This is a genomic window from Bradyrhizobium sp. IC3195 (assembly GCF_020193585.1).
GTDB classification, from domain to species: Bacteria; Pseudomonadota; Alphaproteobacteria; order Rhizobiales; family Xanthobacteraceae; genus Bradyrhizobium; species Bradyrhizobium yuanmingense.
Window position 1 is genome coordinate 63,233 of record NZ_JADYVG010000021.1, and the last position, 17,822, is coordinate 81,054.

At 67.2% G+C, this 17,822-nt stretch carries 11 protein-coding genes; 1 reads left to right on the plus strand and 10 read right to left on the minus strand.

Annotation, left to right across the window (positions count from 1 at the left end):
• Nucleotides 1-63: 63 nt before the first annotated feature.
• From addA to ubiE, 10 genes are all read right to left on the minus strand, one after another.
• Nucleotides 64-3,573 carry a double-strand break repair helicase AddA gene (addA, locus tag I6F09_RS29635; RefSeq protein WP_225189660.1) on the minus strand — a complete coding sequence of 1,170 codons (3,510 nt, stop codon included), beginning with the start codon at nucleotides 3,571-3,573 and terminating at the stop codon, nucleotides 64-66.
• Nucleotides 3,567-6,710, minus strand: a complete 3,144-nt coding sequence (gene addB / locus I6F09_RS29640) for a double-strand break repair protein AddB (RefSeq protein ID WP_225189661.1) — start codon at nucleotides 6,708-6,710, stop codon at nucleotides 3,567-3,569. The genes addA and addB overlap by 7 nt, the downstream gene beginning before the upstream one ends.
• A gap of 197 nt (nucleotides 6,711-6,907) precedes the next feature.
• Nucleotides 6,908-7,630, minus strand: coding sequence for a nucleotidyltransferase family protein (locus I6F09_RS29645; protein ID WP_036024455.1), 723 nt, complete (start codon nucleotides 7,628-7,630; stop codon nucleotides 6,908-6,910).
• A gap of 119 nt (nucleotides 7,631-7,749) precedes the next feature.
• Entirely contained in the window at nucleotides 7,750-8,067 is a 318-nt protein-coding gene (locus tag I6F09_RS29650; protein WP_036009083.1) for a PilZ domain-containing protein, read from the minus strand.
• An 88-nt stretch (nucleotides 8,068-8,155) separates the two neighbouring features.
• Entirely contained in the window at nucleotides 8,156-9,673 is a 1,518-nt protein-coding gene (tsaE, locus tag I6F09_RS29655; RefSeq protein ID WP_225189662.1) for a tRNA (adenosine(37)-N6)-threonylcarbamoyltransferase complex ATPase subunit type 1 TsaE, read from the minus strand.
• Nucleotides 9,670-12,174 carry a PAS domain-containing sensor histidine kinase gene (locus tag I6F09_RS29660; RefSeq protein WP_036024463.1) on the minus strand — a complete coding sequence of 835 codons (2,505 nt, stop codon included), beginning with the start codon at nucleotides 12,172-12,174 and terminating at the stop codon, nucleotides 9,670-9,672. The genes tsaE and I6F09_RS29660 overlap by 4 nt, the downstream gene beginning before the upstream one ends.
• Nucleotides 12,175-12,379: 205 nt before the next feature.
• Nucleotides 12,380-12,838, minus strand: coding sequence for a dUTP diphosphatase (gene dut / locus I6F09_RS29665; RefSeq protein WP_225189663.1), 459 nt, complete (start codon nucleotides 12,836-12,838; stop codon nucleotides 12,380-12,382).
• On the minus strand, nucleotides 12,835-14,277 hold the full coding sequence (gene coaBC, locus I6F09_RS29670) for a bifunctional phosphopantothenoylcysteine decarboxylase/phosphopantothenate--cysteine ligase CoaBC (protein WP_225189664.1): 1,443 nt from the start codon (nucleotides 14,275-14,277) through the stop codon (nucleotides 12,835-12,837). Before coaBC ends, dut begins: the two co-directional genes overlap by 4 nt.
• 56 nt (nucleotides 14,278-14,333) lie before the next feature.
• Nucleotides 14,334-15,908, minus strand: a complete 1,575-nt coding sequence (gene ubiB, locus I6F09_RS29675; protein WP_225142412.1) for a 2-polyprenylphenol 6-hydroxylase — start codon at nucleotides 15,906-15,908, stop codon at nucleotides 14,334-14,336.
• Nucleotides 15,905-16,666 (minus strand): bifunctional demethylmenaquinone methyltransferase/2-methoxy-6-polyprenyl-1,4-benzoquinol methylase UbiE, encoded by a 762-nt coding sequence (gene ubiE / locus I6F09_RS29680; protein WP_225113800.1) that lies wholly within the window; start codon nucleotides 16,664-16,666, stop codon nucleotides 15,905-15,907. Before ubiE ends, ubiB begins: the two co-directional genes overlap by 4 nt.
• An 81-nt stretch (nucleotides 16,667-16,747) precedes the next feature.
• Between ubiE and mutM the strand changes: the two genes are divergently transcribed.
• The gene (gene mutM / locus I6F09_RS29685; protein ID WP_225189665.1) at nucleotides 16,748-17,629 is read left to right on the plus strand and encodes a bifunctional DNA-formamidopyrimidine glycosylase/DNA-(apurinic or apyrimidinic site) lyase; all 882 of its coding nucleotides are present in this window, start codon (nucleotides 16,748-16,750) and stop codon (nucleotides 17,627-17,629) included.
• Nucleotides 17,630-17,822 lie beyond the last annotated feature (193 nt).

Sequence of the window (17,822 nt, forward strand, 5' to 3'; positions counted from 1 at the left end):
ACCTCACTCGGTTGAAAGAGAATCGGCGCGACCTGGAATCGCACCCGGGATCATGGGGTGAACCTATGAACGGCCCCTTGCCGGGTCAAGGACGCTCACACCGAGATGAAGGGATGCCAGCGCCGCGTCCAGCGCGGGGGCCGAAATCTCCATATATTCAAGGGCCTCGGTCCAGAGCAGGACGGCCCTGACGGGCCTTTGGGGATAAAGCCGCGACAGCACCGCCCGGTACAGCGCAAGCTGGCGGACATAGGTCGCCGGCGCCTCGGCCGCGCTTTTGGGCGCTGCCTGGTTGGTCTTGAAGTCGACGATCAGGACTTCCTCTGGGCGCACGACCAGCCGGTCGATCTGTCCCGATACCAGGGCCGGCGTGCGGCCCGGCCGCTCCAGCCGCCCGGCGATGGCGACCTCCGCCCGGCTGCCGGCGGCAAAGACGGGGGCGAAACGCGGGTCCGCGATCAGGGCGAGCACCTTGTCGGCCAGCGCGATGCGGTCGGTTTCCGGCCAGTCCGAAGCGTTGCGCGCCATGAAGCCGAGCGCGGCCTCGCGGCGGCGCTCGCCCGCGATGTCGGGCAGCGATTGCAACAGCCGATGCACCAGCGTGCCGCGTTGCAGCGCGAGCGCGCGCGACTGCACCGATTCGCCCGATCGGACGCTGCGTCCTTCCCCGGCAGACTGGCCCGAGGGGCGCACCGGATCCTCGTCGATGGCCTCGCGCGGTGCCGGTGTTCGCAGCCACTCCGGCAGCGCGATGGTCTGGTGCACGGAGGCCGCCGCCGCGCCCAGCGCCGCGACATCCTCCGGACGGGCGAACCGCGTCACCTTGCCGAGCGGCGTCTCGATCACCTGCTTGTCGAGGCCCGAGCCTTTGAGCCCGGTGTCGACGAGGTCGTACCAGCTCAGCTTGCGCACCGTCTTCATGTTGCCGGGCATGCAGCCGCCGACGATCAGCCGATCGGCCGCGCGCGTCATCGCGACGTAGAGCAGGCGGCGATATTCGTCCTCGGTCTCCTCCAGCATCGCCTTGCGCGCCTCGGCGACAGGCCTTGGATCGTCGGCCTTGCGGCCGGCCCAGACCACGACCTCGCCGCCATTGCCGCGCGGTACCTGGATCAGCCGCAGCCGCTGCGAGTCCGCGGGCGAAGACGTGGTGTCGACCATGAACACGACCGAGGCCTCCAGGCCCTTGGCGCCGTGTACGGTCATGACCCGCACCTCGTCGCGCGAGATCTCCATGTCGCGCTTCACTTCGGTGTCGGCCGAGCGGAGCCAGGCCATGAAGCCCTGCAGCGAAGCCGGCGCCTTGCGCTCGTAGTTCAGCGCGAGCTCCAGGAATTCGTCGAGCGCGTCATTGGCCTCGTGGCCGAGCCGGCGCAGGATGCGCGCCCGCCCGCCATCGCCGCCCAGCAGCCAGGCGTAGAACGCGAACGGCGTCTCCTCGCGGGCGCGGATCTCGCAGGCTTCTAGGCGTCGCAACGCCGTGGTGAATTTCTCGCTTGTGGCCGCATGGTCGCCCAGCGCGCGGCGCAGCGATCCCTTGCGGTCCCACGCAAGCTGGAACAAATCGTCGTCATCGAGCCCGAATAGCGGGCACTTCAGCGCCACCGCGAGCGCGAGATCGTCCTGCGGCAGCAGCAGCGCGTCGGCCAGGTTCATCAGGTCGATCATGGCGATGTGCTCGGTCAGCTTGAGGCGGTCGGCGCCGGCGACCGGGATACCAGCGTGCTTCAGCGCCTGGATCACGGCGTCGAATGCGTTGCCGCGCCGGCGCACCAGGATCAGCATGTCGCCATAGCGAAGAGGACGACGCTCGCCCTCGTGCCCGGTCAGCGTGCCGCTCTCGACCAGCCGCTTGATCTCGGCCTGGATGCGTCGGGAAAGCTTGACCTCGGGGCTGGTGACGGCGACGCCGTCGAATGGCGCACGCCAGCCCTCGATGTCCTGCCGATCGTCGGCCTCGGCGAGATCCCACAGCTCGATCACGCTCGGGCCGGCATCGCTCAGCGAATTGTGCAGGGGATGGCCGATCTCGACCGAATGGATGCTCTTGTAGATCGCGGGATCGCGGAAGACGTGGTCGACCGAATGCAGGATCGTCGCGCCCGAGCGGAACGAATAGGTGAAGGCGACCGGATCGAATTTCAGGCCGGCGGCGGTGAACTTGCGATGCAGCTCGCGCCTGCGCGCGTCGAACTCGTGGGGAGCTGCGCCCTGGAACGAGAAGATCGACTGCTTCTCGTCGCCGACAGCGAAGATGGTGCGGTTCAGCCCCTCGCGCGCACCTTCGCCGGCGGTGAACTCGGAGATGATGTGCGCGATGATGTCCCATTGCCGCGGGCTGGTATCCTGCGCCTCGTCGATCAACACGTGATCGACGCCGCGGTCGAGCTTGTAATGCACCCAGCCCGAGGCGATGCGGTCCAGCATCGCCAGCGTCTTGTCGATGAGGTCGTCGTAGTCGAGCAGGCCGCGCTCCTGCTTCTCGCGGCGGTAATTCGCGGCGGCCGCTGTCGCGATATGCAGCAGGGCCGCGGTGCGGTCCCGAACCGTCACGGCGCGGCGCTTCTCGATCAGAACCGCAAGGCGTTGCGCCTCGGCCTCGAACAGGCGCGCCACGGACGGATTGTGATCGCAGAACTTCTTGGTCAGCACCGCCTTGCGCGGCAGCTTGTCGTCGGTGAGGAACACGGACAGATAGGCGTCGACCTGATCGCTGCCGGAAAACACCTTTGCCGCGCGCAGCCGCCCGGCCTGGTCATTATCGGATTTGCTGCCGTCCTCCAGCGCCATCGCAATGTCGTCCCAGCGCACGCGCGGCAGGAACGGGCCGTCGAGAATTTCCGTCTCGACGGCTTCGATACGGTCGCCGATGTCAACGCCCAGCACCGCAGCCATCTGCGCCGCTGCGGCTTCCGCATTGCCGGCCTGGTCGGTCCAGGCCATGAAATGATCGCGGCTGAGGCACGCCTCGCGCACGACCTCCTTGAAGGTGACATCCGCGGCGCTCGCCATCGCCGTCAGCAGCGCGCGGCCGGTGACGCTCTCCGGATCGCGTGCGGCTTCCAGCAGCACCTTCAAATTGGCGCGTTCCATCATGTCGGTCTGGTCGCGCTCGTCGATCACGGCGAAGCGTGCGGGAACGTTGGCCTCGAACGGAAATTGCTGGAGCAGGCGGGTACACAGTGCGTGGATGGTCTGCACCTTCAGCCCGCCCGGCGTCTCCAGCGCGCAGGCGAACAGTTTTCTCGCGTCGCGGCGCAGCTTTGCGCCGGGATGCGGGATGCCGACCGCGCGGATCGCCGCGTCGAGCGCGTCATCGTCCAGCGTCACCCAATGACCGAGCGTGGTGAACACGCGCTCGGCCATGTTGGCGGCGGCAGCTTTTGTGAAGGTGATGCAGAGGATCTTCTCCGGTGGCACGCCCGAGAGCAGCAGGCGGATCACGCGCTGCACCAGCACATGCGTCTTGCCCGAGCCGGCATTGGCCGAGACGAAGGCCGACGCGGTCGGATCGGAGGCGCGCGCCTGCCGCGCTCGCACCTCGTCAGGGATGGGACGCGGCGCCTTCACCATTCCTCGATCCCCAACCCGCCGGCCGCGGACCATTCCTTGATCCGGGCAAGGTCGTCATAGGTGCCGTAGCGATTCGCCCACATCGGCAGGTTCAGCGATGTATAGGCCTGGTTCTCGTCCTCGAAGGCGCGGATCAGCGCTTCCAGCTTTGCCCTCGCCTCGGCGGCCGCGGTGTCCGGCGGCTGCGGCTCGTCGCCGGGCTTGTACTTGAGCTCGAGGATGCGCTCCTCGCCGGGTGGATTGTTGCCGCTGAGGCGGACATAGACGAGCTGGCTCACGGAGGCGCCGGCGTCGATGTCGGGAAAACCGCCCTCGCGCAGGATCGCGGCTTCCAACGTCAGCTGCGGCGACAGGCCCATGCGGACCTGCTTGCCGGTCGGCGGCTGGCCGGTCTTGTAGTCGAGGATGGCGTAGCCGCCGCCCTGGCGGCGTTCGATGCGGTCGGCGCGCGCGGAAAGGCGGAAGCTGCGCTTGTTATCGAGCATGAACGAGATCTCGCCACGGGTCTCCGCGACGATCGCCGCGATCGCCTCGCGCCGCGCCGTCTCCCATTCGCCGAACCAGCGCGCGATGCGCTGGAAGCGCGGCCACCACAGCGCCCGTGCTTCGGGCCGCTCCATCAGCGGTGCAAAGTGCTTCTCGCCGATCGCGCGCAGCACCCGCGCGGGATCGTCGGGCAGACGCGCCGCATAGCTTTCCGTGAATTCGCCGATGGCATCGTGAATCGCCGATCCGCGGTCGGCGGCCGAGAGCGGCATGTCGACGGGATCGAGCGCATCGAGCCGCAAGATGCGTTTGGCGTAGATCGTGTAGGGGTCGCGCAGCCAGTCTTCGATCTCGGTGACGGACATTTTGAGCGGGCGTGTCGCGCGCGGCGGCCGTGGTTCCGGCTGCTTGATCGGCTTGACCTCGTCGGGCTGGTCGAGCGCCGAAGCGAACTGCACATATGTCTCGCCGGCGCGAACGGCCGCCTGCCAGAGCTCATCGCCGGCCACCGCCTCCAGCCGATGCAGGAAGCGCGAGGCCACCGCCGGCGCGCCGCCGGCCTTGGCCGAGTGAGTGAGAATGACCTCGTCGCCGCCGAGCAATTGCGCGAAGTCATGGGCGGACAGGCCGATACGGCGCTCCGGCAGATCGAGCCCGAGCTCGTGCCGCATCGGCCGGCTGAGCCAGGGATCGATGCGCGGCGCCGGCGGCCAGACGCCTTCGATCAGGCCGCCAATGATGATGCGGTCGGCCTGCATCAGGCGCGATTCCAGCGGGCCGTAGATTTGCAGCCGCGCGCCCGGCCTGTCGCGCCGCCGCACCGCGCGGTCGCCGAAGGCGGTCTGGAAGACGTCCGCATAGTCCGCTAGCTGCACCATCAATCCGCTGGTCGTGCCGCCGCGCAAGAGATCGTCGAAGGCGCCGGCGAGCGCGAGACCATCGCGATCCTCGAAAGCGAGCGGAATGCCCTGCTCGTCGCGCGACAGCTCGATCATGATCTCGCGATGGCGATGCGCAAGCTCGGCGAAATCATACGGCTTCGACGGCGGCAGGCTCTCGATCGGCGCCAATGCTTTTTGCAGGGCGTCGATCAGAGCCTGGATGCGATCGAGATCCTCGGCCTTGAGACGCGCCCGCGGCTCGGCGCGATGCAGTGCGGAGACCTCGCTGCGCCACAGCTTTGCCAGCTCATCCCGGAAGCCGTTGAACTCGCGCAGGAGGCCCGCGGTACCTGCCGGCGGACGCGTGCCGCGCAGCACCGCAAGCTCCAGGCTCTCGATTGCCATCTTCCACGCGCCCGGCGCGCGGCCGAGCCGGCACAGCGGATGCTTCAGCATCGCCAGCAGCGTCGGCGGCTCCAGGCCCTTGGTCGCCGCCTCTGCCGCAAGGCGCGCAAACGTGCCGGCGGAGGTTTCCATCAAGACGTCGCCGCCGGAATCGTCGAAGGCGAGATCCCATCGGGTCAGCGCCGCCATCACCCGCCGCGCCAGGGCGCGGTCGGGCGTGACCAGCGCCGCGGATTTGTCCAGGTGTCTGGCCTCGCGCATGGCGATGGCGATGGCGAGCGCTTCCATTTCAGGATTGGGCGCTTCGACCACCGCGAGGTTCTTCATGCCGCCCGCGATCTTCGCGGCAACATCGGGCTGCTTCAGCCGGTCGTGCCAGACCTCGGTCTTGGCGGACGGCCGCATCGATTCCGACGCGAGCAGGTCGCGGCCGTCTTCCGCCGGCGGCTGCAAAATCTCGACATCGCTGCGCTTGATGCCGAAGCGATCGAGCAGCGCATGCATCGCATATTGCGGATGGTTCGACGCCGGATTCTCGGTGATGCCCAAGAGGTCCCTGCTGCCGCCGATGCTGCGCCAGGCATCCTCGTCGAGATCGGTGTCCAGACCGGGCAGCACCACGGCGCCATGCGGCAGCGAGGCGACCGCATGCAGGAACTTTGCGGTGGCCGGCATCGAGCCGGTCGAGCCCGCCGCGACCACGGGTCCACTTGGATGCGCGGTCAAGCGCCTCGCTTCCGCTGCGATCAGAAGATCGCGCCGCGCGGCCGGCTCGATCCGGTTGATCTCGGCGAGGTGATTGGGCCAGGCGATGCGGGCAATGCGCAGGAATTCGAGCGAGTGCTGCCAGTAGCGGTCGAGGTTGTCAGGCACGAGGCCGTCAAGGGCGCTCCAGTCGACGCCGCGCGTCACCATGTCGTCGATCAGGCGCGCGAGATCGGACGCCAGCGCCAGCGTCGAGGCGGGGCCGCCCACCACCAGCGGCGCCAGCACCGGGCCCTTGGCCCAGGCAGCGACGAGCTGCGCCAGCGTCAGGCGCCGTTCGAGCTCGCCCAGGCGCGGCGGAATGTCGAGCGGCGCGGTCCCGGAAAACTGCTCGCTCTCGCCCGCGAAAGCGAGCTCGTCCTCGTCGATATCGCCGAGCGCGACGATGCGCGGCAGCACGACGGCATCCGCCTTCATCTCGTCGAGGAAGATCTCGCGCACGATCCGCATGGCGCGACGCGTCGGCAGATACAGCGTCGCGTCCGCCAGCCGCGCCGGTTCCTTGCGCGCCTCGAATCCCTCCACCAGCCGCCCATCGAGCAGGGCGGTGACGACCGTGCGCAGGAACGGAACTGAGATGGGAACGCTGAAGACGCGCATGGGCTGCCTGATTCGAAGGATCAGGCAATATAGGGAGGCGGGGTCAAATGGTCATGGGTGGAGGAGGAGTCGTCCCCGCTGTTCGCCGAGGTTCGTAGCCCGGATGGAGCGCAGCGCAATCCGGGATGCTGCTCCGCGGCGAGAGGCCCCGGATTACGCTACGCTCCATCCGGGCTACGGCCTCTTCGAGGCAGCCCCTAAGCCACGCTCTCCAAAAAAGCCTCTTCCGCGGCGTGCACGGCGTCGGGCGTGCCGACATGCATCCAGACGCCGTCGAGGCGCAGGCCGAACAGCCGTTCCTGCTCGCCCGCGCGATCGAACATCTTCGTCAGCGAGAATTCGCCCTTGGGTGCGTCCACGAAGATCGCGGGCGACATGATCGCCGCGCCGGCATAGACGAACGGAACGACCTCCTTCTCCTTGCGCTTGCGCAAGGCGCCGTCGGGCAGCATGCCGTAATCGCCGCGGCCGCCATAGCCGATGCTGGTCGCGGTCGGCGCCATCAGGAGCAGGATGTCCATGCGATCAGGGTCGAAATTTTCCGCGAGCCGCGTCAGGTTCGAGCGCACACCGTCGATCCACAGCGTGTCGGAATTGACATGGAAGAACGGCGCATCGCCGAGCAGCGGCAGCGCCTTGACGACGCCGCCACCAGTGCCGAGCACCTGGTCGCGCTCGTCGGAGATCGTCACGCGCGGAAGCTGGCGTGATGCGACGTGGTCGATGATCTGGTCCGGCAAATAGTGCACGTTGACCACCGCCTCGGTCACGCCGGCCTGGCCGAGCTTGTCGAGCACGTGGTCGAGCAACGGCTGGCCTGCGACCGGCACCATCGGCTTCGGCATCTTGTCCGTCAGGGGGCGCATGCGCAGGCCAAACCCTGCGGCGAGCACCATGGCTTTGGTCGGCTTGACGGACATCCTTCCCCTTCTCAGGACCTTTCGCGTTCGCAGCAATCCTAACACGAGGCTCGATCTGCCGCACCGCATCTCAACCGCCTTAACCACCCGCCGTGACGGTTGTACGACGGGTGTTGCCGTCACGCCCCAACGGCTGTGGAACGTACCTTCTTCTTCTTGTCGCCCACTTTCAGGAAATTGACGCCGATCTGGTCGCCATTGACCCAGGCCAGCTCGCAACGCCGGTAGGCGAGCCCCGTGGACGACAGCAGGAGAAAGAATTCCTTCAGATGCAGGCCTTCGACCGAGCCGTCGATCGTCAGCTTGGCGCCGGTCTCGGAGACGTCCTCCATGGTGCAGTCGCGCCGCCAGGTGCCGTCGATTCCCATCATCTGGGCCGAAAACCCGCGCTCGAAAATAACCCGGCTATTTCCGCGCTGATCCGCTTTCGCTGCCATCTGCCCCCGCTCCAGCCCCGCAATGTTCCGGCTCCCTCGGCGCCAGAATAGCGACATCTTGGCTAACGGCCGGTAAATCGGTCCTGAATCAGCCCGGCGGCGGGACGTTGGCGAGATACCAGTCGCGCAGATGGGCGAGCGCGGGATGCGCCAGCGAGCGCTGGAGATAGGTCCAGATCCGCGGCTGATGGCGCAGGTAATGCGGCTTGCCATCGCGGCGGTTGAGCCGGGCGAAGGTGCCGAGCAGGCGCGTGTTCCGCTGGGCTGACATGATCGCGTAGAGCTCGGCGAAGCCGGCGGCGTCGAAGCTCGAATCCTGCGCCCGCCGCGCCTTGATGTAGCGCGATAGCAGCGTCAGCTCGATCGTCTCGGGGACGTCGATGCGGGCGTCCTGGAGCAGCGACACAACGTCGTAGGATTGCGGCCCCAGCACGGTGTCCTGGAAATCGATCACGCCGACGCGTTCGATACCGCTGCGGTTGCCGAGCCAGATCAGATTGGGCGAGTGATAGTCGCGGATGATCCACGTCTTCGGCGCTGCCAGCGGCCGCTTCAGCAGTTCGCGCCACATCGCAAAAAATTCCGCGCGCGCCTCATCGCTCAGCGGCGCGTTGCGATCGGGCAAATACCATTCCGGCATCAACCCGATCTCGATCAGCAGCGCCTCGACGTCGAAGACGGGGATCGCGTAGGTCTGCCCGTCCAGCGGCAGCGTCTCCGGTAGCGTCTTGCCGTGCAGCATCGCCAGCACGTCGGTGGCGGCTTCGTAGCGCCCGAGTATCGGCCGCGGCGGATCGCCCTCAATCACGCCCTCGCTGCCGAAATCCTCGGAGATCAGAAAGCCCTGGTCGAGATCGAAATGATGGATCGCAGGCGCGGAGATCCCCTGCGCCCGGAGGCCTTCGTCGATGGCGACGAAGGGTTTTACGTTCTCGGCCAGATGCACCGCGGCGCTGTAGGATTTTCCGTTGTAGAGCGCTGCGCCGTCGGGCCGCTGCGGGAAGTTCATGAGGATGACGATCTCCTCATCGCGCACGAGCCGCGCGTAGGAGCGTGTCGAGGCGTCGCCCGGCATGCGCCTGCGCGTCGCATCGATGTAACCGGATGCGTCGAGGAAGTCGCGCAGCGCCTTCAGCCGCGCAACTGTAGCTGCGCTCTTGCCATGGCCTGTGATGTCGGCGGCACGTGCGCTCGCGCCCAGCGCCGGCCGGTGCGTCAGCGCGATGTCGATGCGGTCCTCGGGCATCGCCGACGGAGCGCGCTCCGGCCATTCGATCAGCACCAGCGTGGCATCGGGCAGCGGCGACAGCCCGATCTCCTCGAGCTCGCTCTCGTCCTCGACGCGGTAGAGATCGGCATGCAGCACCGGGAAGGGTGGCAGCTCGTAGCCCTGCACCAGCGTGAAGGTCGGGCTCGGCACTTCCAGCGCATCGTCGGCGGCGAGATAGCGGATCAGGCTGCGCGCCGCCGCGGTCTTGCCGGCGCCGAGATCGCCGGTCAGCGTAATGACGTCACCGGGGCCAACCAGCAGCGCGAGGTCGGCCATGAGCTGCGCCGTGGCCGTCTCGTTGTGAAGCGCGACGGAGAATGTGGTTGTTTCCGTCATTCGGCGGCGTCGCGATGCGCCGCCTGGTCGGTCGGGAAATCGCAGATCACGACCGTGCCGCGGCCGACGATCGAATCCACCCGCACCTTGCCGCCATGCAGCTCGACGAAGGAGCGCACCAGCGACAGGCCGAGCCCGGCGCCGCGGTGACGCGAGCCCTGCGAGCGGCTTTCGAACCAGTTGAACACCTTGTCTTTCATGTCGGCAGGTATTCCAGGGCCCGAATCTGTCACGGTGAAGACCACGCTGCGTTCGGTGCGCCGCGCGCTGATGCCGACGGTGGAATCCTGTGGAGAAAACCCGACGGCGTTGGCGAGGAGGTTATAGAGCACCTGCACCACGCGCTTCTCGTCGCCGACGAAGCTGCCGACGTCGGGCGCGATCTCGACCTTGAGGCGGATGCGGTCGGTGGCGAGCCGGTCCTGGATGCCCTCGGCGGCAAGCTCGATGGCCTTGCTGACGTCGACCTGCCCGAGTTCCAGCTTCATCGCGCCGGCGTCGATGGTGGCGAGATCCAGGATGTTGTTGGTGAGCGCGAGCAGAGCGTTGGTCGATTTGGTGACGTAGTCGAGATATTCGGCCTGCTTCGGCGTCAGCGGTCCGGTCGAGGGATCGCTGAGGAAATGCGCGAAGCCGATGATGGTGGTGAGCGGCGAGCGCAGCTCGTAGGAGACGTGGTGGACGAAATCCACCTTCATCTGGTCGGCCGCCTCCAGCGCCTCGTTGCGCTCGCGCAGCGCGCGCTCGACATTCTCGGTGTCGGTGATGTCCTGGAAGGTCAGCATGGTGGCGCCGTCCGGCAGCGGCCGGATCATGCCGTCGAGCACGCTGCCGTCCTTGCGCTCCAGCTTCAGCGGCAGGTCGGCGCGGTTCTCGATCGCGGTGATGGCCTCGCGGATCTGGCGCCAGACTTGCGGATCGTCGAACAGCTGATGGCACCAGCCTTCGACGGTCTGGATATGCGGCTCGTCGCGCATGGCATCGCTCGACAGCTTCCACATCCGCACGAAGGCCGGATTGAACAGCTGCGCCTTGCCGTTGCTGCCGAACACCGCGACCCCCTCGGCGAGGCTGTCCAGCGTCTCGCGCTGGACGCGGATCAGGCCGTCGAAGCGGCGGGCGAGGTCGAGGCTTTCAGTGACATCGTCGAACAGATAGGTGACGCCTCCTTCCGGGTTCGGCGTGGTGACGACCGAGAGCGCGCGTCCGTCAGGCAGGAACCAGGTGTCCTTGGCCGTCTCGACCGCGCGATAGGCCTCGTGCAGCTTGGCCTTCCAGGCGCGGAAATCCGGCTGCTCCGGTAATTTGCGCGCGGCGCGGAGCTGGTCGAGCACGCTGGAATCGTCCGGATGGGCGTCGAGGAAGTTGCGATCGAGATCCCACAGCCGGCGATAGGAATCGTTGTAGAAGGCAAGGCGCCGCTGGCCGTCGAACACGGCAACGCCGGAGGAGAGCTGGTCGAGCGTGCGGCGGTGCGCCTCCGCCATGCGCACAAGCGCCGAGCTCAGCGCATCCGCCTCGCTGGCATCGATGGCGACGCCGACGCTGCCGCTGCCGACATTGACGGCGCGCACGTCGTAGATGCGCCGTTCGCCGCCGACCACGATCGGCAGCCGCGAGGTGAAATTGGCGGCGTCCTTCAGCCCCCGCTCCATCGCATTGCGGTCGTCGCTGTCGAGCAGCTCGAGCTTGCGTTCCTGGGCATCGATGGCGCTGGTCGCCTCAGTGGCGCGCACATAGGCCGGGTTGGCGTAGGTCAGCGCGCCGTTCTCGCCCTTTGCCCAGATCGGCCACGGTGCGGCCGCGGCAAAGCCGCGAAGCATCTCGGTCTCGTCGGAGAGCGCCTTGTAGCGCAGATTGGTTTCGGCCAGATCACGGCGCAGGCCCGAGAGCTCGCGAATGCGGACGATGGCCTGGCCGCCGATGGCGCGCCCGATCGCTTCCAGCATATGGCCGTGCGCGGTGGTCAGCGTCAGCTGGAACCCGTCGCCGCGCTCGCGCAGCGCATCGACCGCATGGTCCATCAGCAGCGCCGGTTCCGGCGGCAGCCAGGTTCCGAACGCCAGCACGCGCTGCGGCGAGGAATCGCGCGGCAGCACCAGCGCGATATCGCCGGAAATCTGCGCGCGGTTGTCGCCCGCCGGCCATGAGATCAGGATCTGCGGCTCGGCGAACAACAGTGCGCCGAAGCGGTCGGCCTGGAGCTGAAGTTCCCCGATCCGCGCGCGCAGCCGCGCCTCGTTCTTCGCCGTGCGCACCCGCGTCCGCATCAACAGGATCGCGGCCATCACCGAAAAGCCGAGCAGGGCCAGCGCGGTGGCGAGCACCGCGAGTTCCTGCCGGTTGAGATCCATCACGAGGGCGAGGGTGTCGATGAGGTCGGCGGCCTTGGCCGGCGCAGCCGGCAGCAGCGCTGCGAGAGCGCCTCCCACCAAGCCGTTGCGCGCCAGCGATGTGCACGACAACAGCGTCCGACGCATCGACACGATCACGCCTGACATAGTTGCCCCAAGACGCGGAAATTCAAGACCGCACGAATCTGCGCGCGGCGACCCCCGTCGCGCGCGAATCAAAAGACAATACCCTCACCGCGACTCCGCCGGTAAGAGTCCAGATCGTGAACGCAAAGGCGGCCCCAAAAAAATGCGGGCCGCGCGGTTCCAAGGCGCGTGATTCTGAAGATGATTCGGCTGGAGTTGTCTTGGGTTAGCGCCCGGTAGAACCAAAACCGCCGGCGCCGCGGTCGGTCGACGACAATGTGGCGACGGGAACCAGCGCGGCCTGCAGCACCGGCGCGATCACCATCTGGGCGATGCGCTCGCCGCGCTTGATCACGAACGGCGCGGTGCCGTGATTGATCAGGATCACCTTGATCTCGCCGCGGTAGTCCGCATCGATCGTGCCTGGCGAATTCAGCACGGTGACGCCGTGCTTGGCCGCCAGCCCCGAACGCGGCCGCACCTGCGCCTCGTGTCCCAGCGGCAAGGCGATGGCAAGGCCCGTCGGCACCAGCGCGTATTGGCCTGGTGCGAGCGTCATGGGCTCGTTGTCCGGCACCGCGGCCATCAGATCGAGGCCGGCGGCCTCGCTGGTCTGATAGGCCGGCAGCGGCAGGCCCTCAGCGTGGGCGAGGCGTTGCAGCTCGACGGTAACCTCGGTGCTCAAGATGCGGACTCCAGGGATTTGCCGGTCACGCTCTTCGCGATCTGCGCGACCAGTTCGATCGCGACCTGTTCCTTGGTCATCGCCGGCCAGGAATCAACTGCAATCTCGCCGTCCGGCGCACCGGTCTTGCGGCTGAGCAGGTGGACCGTGTTGCGGTCGCCGCCCATCACGCCGGTGGCGGGCGAGACGTCGTTGGCGACGATCCAGTCGCAGCCCTTGCGCGCGAATTTTGCTTTGGCGTTGTCGATGAGGTGCTCGGTCTCGGCGGCAAAGCCGATCACGAGCCTCGGGCGCTTGTCGGCGAGCTTGGAGATGGTGGCGAGAATGTCGGGGTTCTCGACCAATTGCAGCGGCGGCATGCCGGCCGCGGTTTTCTTCAGCTTCTGCTCGCCTTCATTGGCGACGCGCCAGTCGGCGACTGCGGCGGCGAAGATCGCGACGTCGCTGGGAAGCGCGGCCTTGACCTGCTCCAGCATCTGCCGCGCCGATTCGACATGCTTCACCGTCACGCCCGGGGGATCGTCGAGGTCGACCGGACCGCTCACCAGAGTAACCTCGGCGCCCGCGGCCTGTGCAGCGGCGGCAATGGCAAAGCCCTGCTTGCCGGAGGAACGGTTAGCGATATAGCGCACCGGGTCGATCGCCTCATGGGTGGGACCGGCGGTGATCAGCACGCGCGTGCCCGCGAGCGGCTTCGGCGTCGGCGGCCGCAGCAGGCGCTCGGCGGCATTGGCGATCTCGATGGCTTCCGACATGCGGCCCGTTCCGGCTTCGCCGGCCTCGGCCATCTCGCCCGCATTCGGGCCAATCAGCACAACGCCGTCGCGCTGGAGCTGGGCGACGTTGCGGCGCGTCGCCGCGTTGCTCCACATCAGCGGATTCATCGCCGGCGCCAGCAGCACCTTGCGGTTGGTCGCGAGCAGGATGGCGCTGGCGAGGTCGTCGGCATGGCCGTTCGCCATCTTCGCCATCAGGTCGGCCGTGGCCGGCGCCACCACGATCAGGTCGCAGTCGCGCGCGAGGCGTATATGGCCGGCATCGAACTCGCTCTGCGGGTCGAACAGGTCGGTATAGACGCGCTCATGCGACAGGGCGCTCGCGGCCAGCGGCGTCACGAACTGCTGCGCCGCCTTGGTCAGCACGCAGCGGACCTCGATGCGGCGCTCCTTCAGCCTGCGGATCAGGTCGAGCGACTTGTAGGCCGCAATCCCGCCGCCGATGATCAGGGTGACGCTGACCTCGGGAACGGCGCCGCTGCGCTGCGGCGTCGGGGCGGCGGAGGGCACCGCAAACGGCGTCAGCGGCTCCTCGCGGCCCTCGATCAGCTCCCGCAGGATGACCCGGACCTCCTCTTCGACCGACCTGTGGTTCTTGGCCGAGCGCAGCCGCAAATAGGTTTTGACGGCGTCGTCGAGCTTGCGGATGGTCAGGCTTGCCATGACGCCCTCCGGCACGGAATGATAGCGATGCTATCACTCCAGTGATTGCAGTGCAATCACAGATTCCGGACGGCGATCAGAATCCCGATGAAGGTCGCGGCGATGATCCAGAGCGCGACGGTGCGCCAGCGGTTCTTGCGGCCCTCGCTGCGTCCCATCGCCGCGATGCTCTCCGGCGAAAGCCTGATGCCCTCCCGCGTCATGGTCTCGAGCTGCTCGAGCACCTTCACCGACCGCTCGGCGATCTCAGGCAGGCGCATCAAGACCCGCGCGATGTCCCCGGTCCCTGTGAGCGCGCCCTCGATGCGGCCGATGGGTCCGAGGTTGCGCTCGATCCATTCGCGCACCACGGGATCGGCGATCCGCCAGATGTCGAGCTTGGGATCGAAGCCGCGCGCCACGCCCTCGACCACCACCATGGTCTTCTGCAGCAGGATCAGCTCGGGCCGCGTCGTCATGTCGAACAGGCCGGTGACCTCGAGCAGCAGCGTGAGCAGCCGCGCCATCGAGATCTCTTCCGCCGTGCGGTTGTGGATCGGCTCGCCGATGGCGCGGATGGCTTGCGCGAAATTCTCGACCGAATGATGCGCGGGCACATAGCCGGCCTCGAAATGCACCTCGGCCACGCGGCGATAATCGCGGGTGATGAAGCCAAGCAGGATCTCGGCGAGGAAGCGCCGCTCCTTCATGCCGAGCCGGCCCATGATGCCGAAATCGACCGCGACGAGGCGGCCGGCGTCATCCAGGAACAGATTGCCCGGATGCATGTCGGCATGGAAGAAGCCATCGCGCAGCGCGTGGCGCAGGAAGCTCTGGATCACCTTGCGGCCGAGATCGGGCAGGTCGACCCGCGCCTCGGCGAGGCGCTTGTGATCGTTCAGCGCGATGCCGTCGATCCATTCCATCGTCAGCACGTTGTGCGTGGTGCGGTCCCAGTCGACGGCGGGCACGCGGAAATCGGGATCGTCGCGCGTGTTCTCCGCCATCTCCGACAGCGCGGCAGCCTCTAACCGTAGGTCCATCTCCATCGCGACCGAGCGCGACATGGTGTTGATGACCTCGATCAGGCGCAGGCGCCGCGCCTCGGCCGAATAGGCCTCAGCCTTGTGCGCGACGTAGAAGAAATCGGAGAGATCGCGGCGGAAGCGCGCGGCGACGTTGGGTCTCAGCACCTTGATCGCGACGGACTTGCGGATGCCGTCGCGCACCACCTCGCCGCGATGCACTTGCGCGATCGAGGCCGCCGCGACCGGCGGGCCGAAGCTCACAAAGATGTCCGTCAGCGGCCGTTCCAGCGAGGTCGCGATCGTGGCCTCGGCTTCCTGCTGCGGAAACGGCGGCAGGCGGTCCTGCAGGCTTTCGAGGTCGCGCGCCATGATGACGCCGACCACGTCGGGGCGCGTGGCCAGGAACTGGCCGAGCTTGAGATAGGCCGGGCCCATCCGCGTCAGCGCGCGCGAGATCCGCGGTCCCTGCTTGGCGCCACGGCGCTCGATGATGCGCGCCAGCTTCAGCGCGAGCTGTCCCGGCGGCGGCACCAGGCTCGGATCGACCGCGCCGAACACGCCTTCGTGCGCAAACACGAACGCGGCGCGGATCAGGCGCGCAATGTGGGTGACGGCAGAGATCACAAACGCCAGCCCGAATGCAATGCGACGATGCCGCCGGAGAGTGTCTGCCAGCTGACGCGGGCAAAGCCGGCCTCGCGGATCATGTCGGCGAAGGCGGCGGGCTTCGGAAATTTGCGGATGGACTCGACGAGATACTGGTACGATTCGGCGTCGCCCGTGACCATGCGCCCGAGCGGGGGGATCACCTTGAACGAGAACAGATCATAGAGCTTGTCGAGGCCGGGCATCTCGACAGTGGAGAATTCCAGGCACAGGAAGCGGCTGCCGGGTCTCAGCACGCGATAGGCCTCGCGCAGCGCAAGGTCGATCCGGGGCACGTTGCGGATGCCGAAAGCGATCGTATAGGCATCGAAGCTGCGGTCGGCGAAGCCGAGCGATTCGGCATTGCCTTCGACGAAATCGACCTGGGTGTCCAGATGACGCTTGGCGGCGCGTTCGCGCCCCACGGCCAGCATGTCCGCATTGATGTCGCACACCGTGGCGTGGAAGCCGGGGCCGGCGGACTTGGCGGCACGGAACGAGATGTCGCCGGTGCCGCCGGCGACGTCAAGCAGCGCGAACGGCCGGTCGCCCCTCGGCGGATCCAGCGCGGTGATCATGATGTCCTTCCAGACCCGGTGCAGGCCACCGGACATCAAATCGTTCATCAGGTCATAGCGCGACGCCACGCTGCGAAACACATCGTTCACCAGCGTCTGCTTGTCCCCGAGGGGAACGTCCCTGAAGCCAAAATGCGTGGTTTCGCCCGGCCGATCCATTACTCTACTCCACTCGGCGGACCATAGCCCGCCCGCCGCAATGGCGCTATCACACCGCCTTCATAAGGTGAATGCCCGACCATGCCTGAATTGCCCGAAGTCGAGACCGTCCGCCGCGGCCTTCAGCCCGTGATGGAGGGCGCGAAAATCCTCGATGCGGAGGCCCGCCGGCCAGATTTGCGCTTTCCGTTCCAGCCCGACTTCGTGGCCCGGCTCAGGGGGCAAGTCGTCACGGGCCTCGGGCGCCGTGCAAAATATCTCATGGCCGATCTCGCCTCGGGCGACGTGCTCTTGATGCATCTGGGCATGTCGGGCTCGTTCCGCGTCATCAAGCCGGACAACGAGGCTCAGCCAGGCGAGTTTCATTATCCGAAGGCCAAGGATTCCGCCCACGACCACGTGCTGTTTCGGATGTCCTCGGGCGCCGACATCGTCTTCAACGATCCGCGCCGCTTCGGATACATGAAAGTGATTGCGCGTGGCGCGCTCGAAGACGAGCCGCTGCTGCGCGGGCTCGGCCCCGAGCCGCTCGGCAACGAATTCGACGCCGCGATGCTGGCGCGCTCCTGCCAAGGCAAGACCACCAGCCTGAAGGCCGCGCTGCTCGACCAGCGCGTGGTGGCCGGGCTCGGCAACATCTATGTCTGCGAGGCGCTGCACCGCTCGCATCTGTCGCCGCGGCGCATTGCTGCGACGCTATCCACCAGGAAGGGCGAGCCGACGGATCATGCGCAGCGCTTGGTCGGCGCGATCCACACCGTGCTGAACGATGCCATCAAGGCCGGCGGCTCCAGCTTGCGCGACCATCGCCAGACCTCGGGCGAGCTCGGCTATTTCCAGCATTCGTTCAGGGTCTATGACCGCGAAGGCGAAAAATGCACGACGCCGCGCTGCGGCGGCACGATCAAGCGGTTCGTGCAGAACGGTCGTTCGACGTTCTGGTGCGCGAAATGTCAAAAGTGACCGTCGGGATTGCCGCAGCGTCGTAGCCCGGATGGAGCGCAGCGTAATCCGGGGCCGGCCTCTCCGCGGAGAGACCTTCCTGGATTGCGCTTCGCTTCATCCAGGCTACGGGAGCCCTCGCTACAACGCGCGAGGCGAAGCAATCCGGCCGGGCTGGTGGCCGAACTGCTTCGTCGCTTGGGCCCGTTCACCG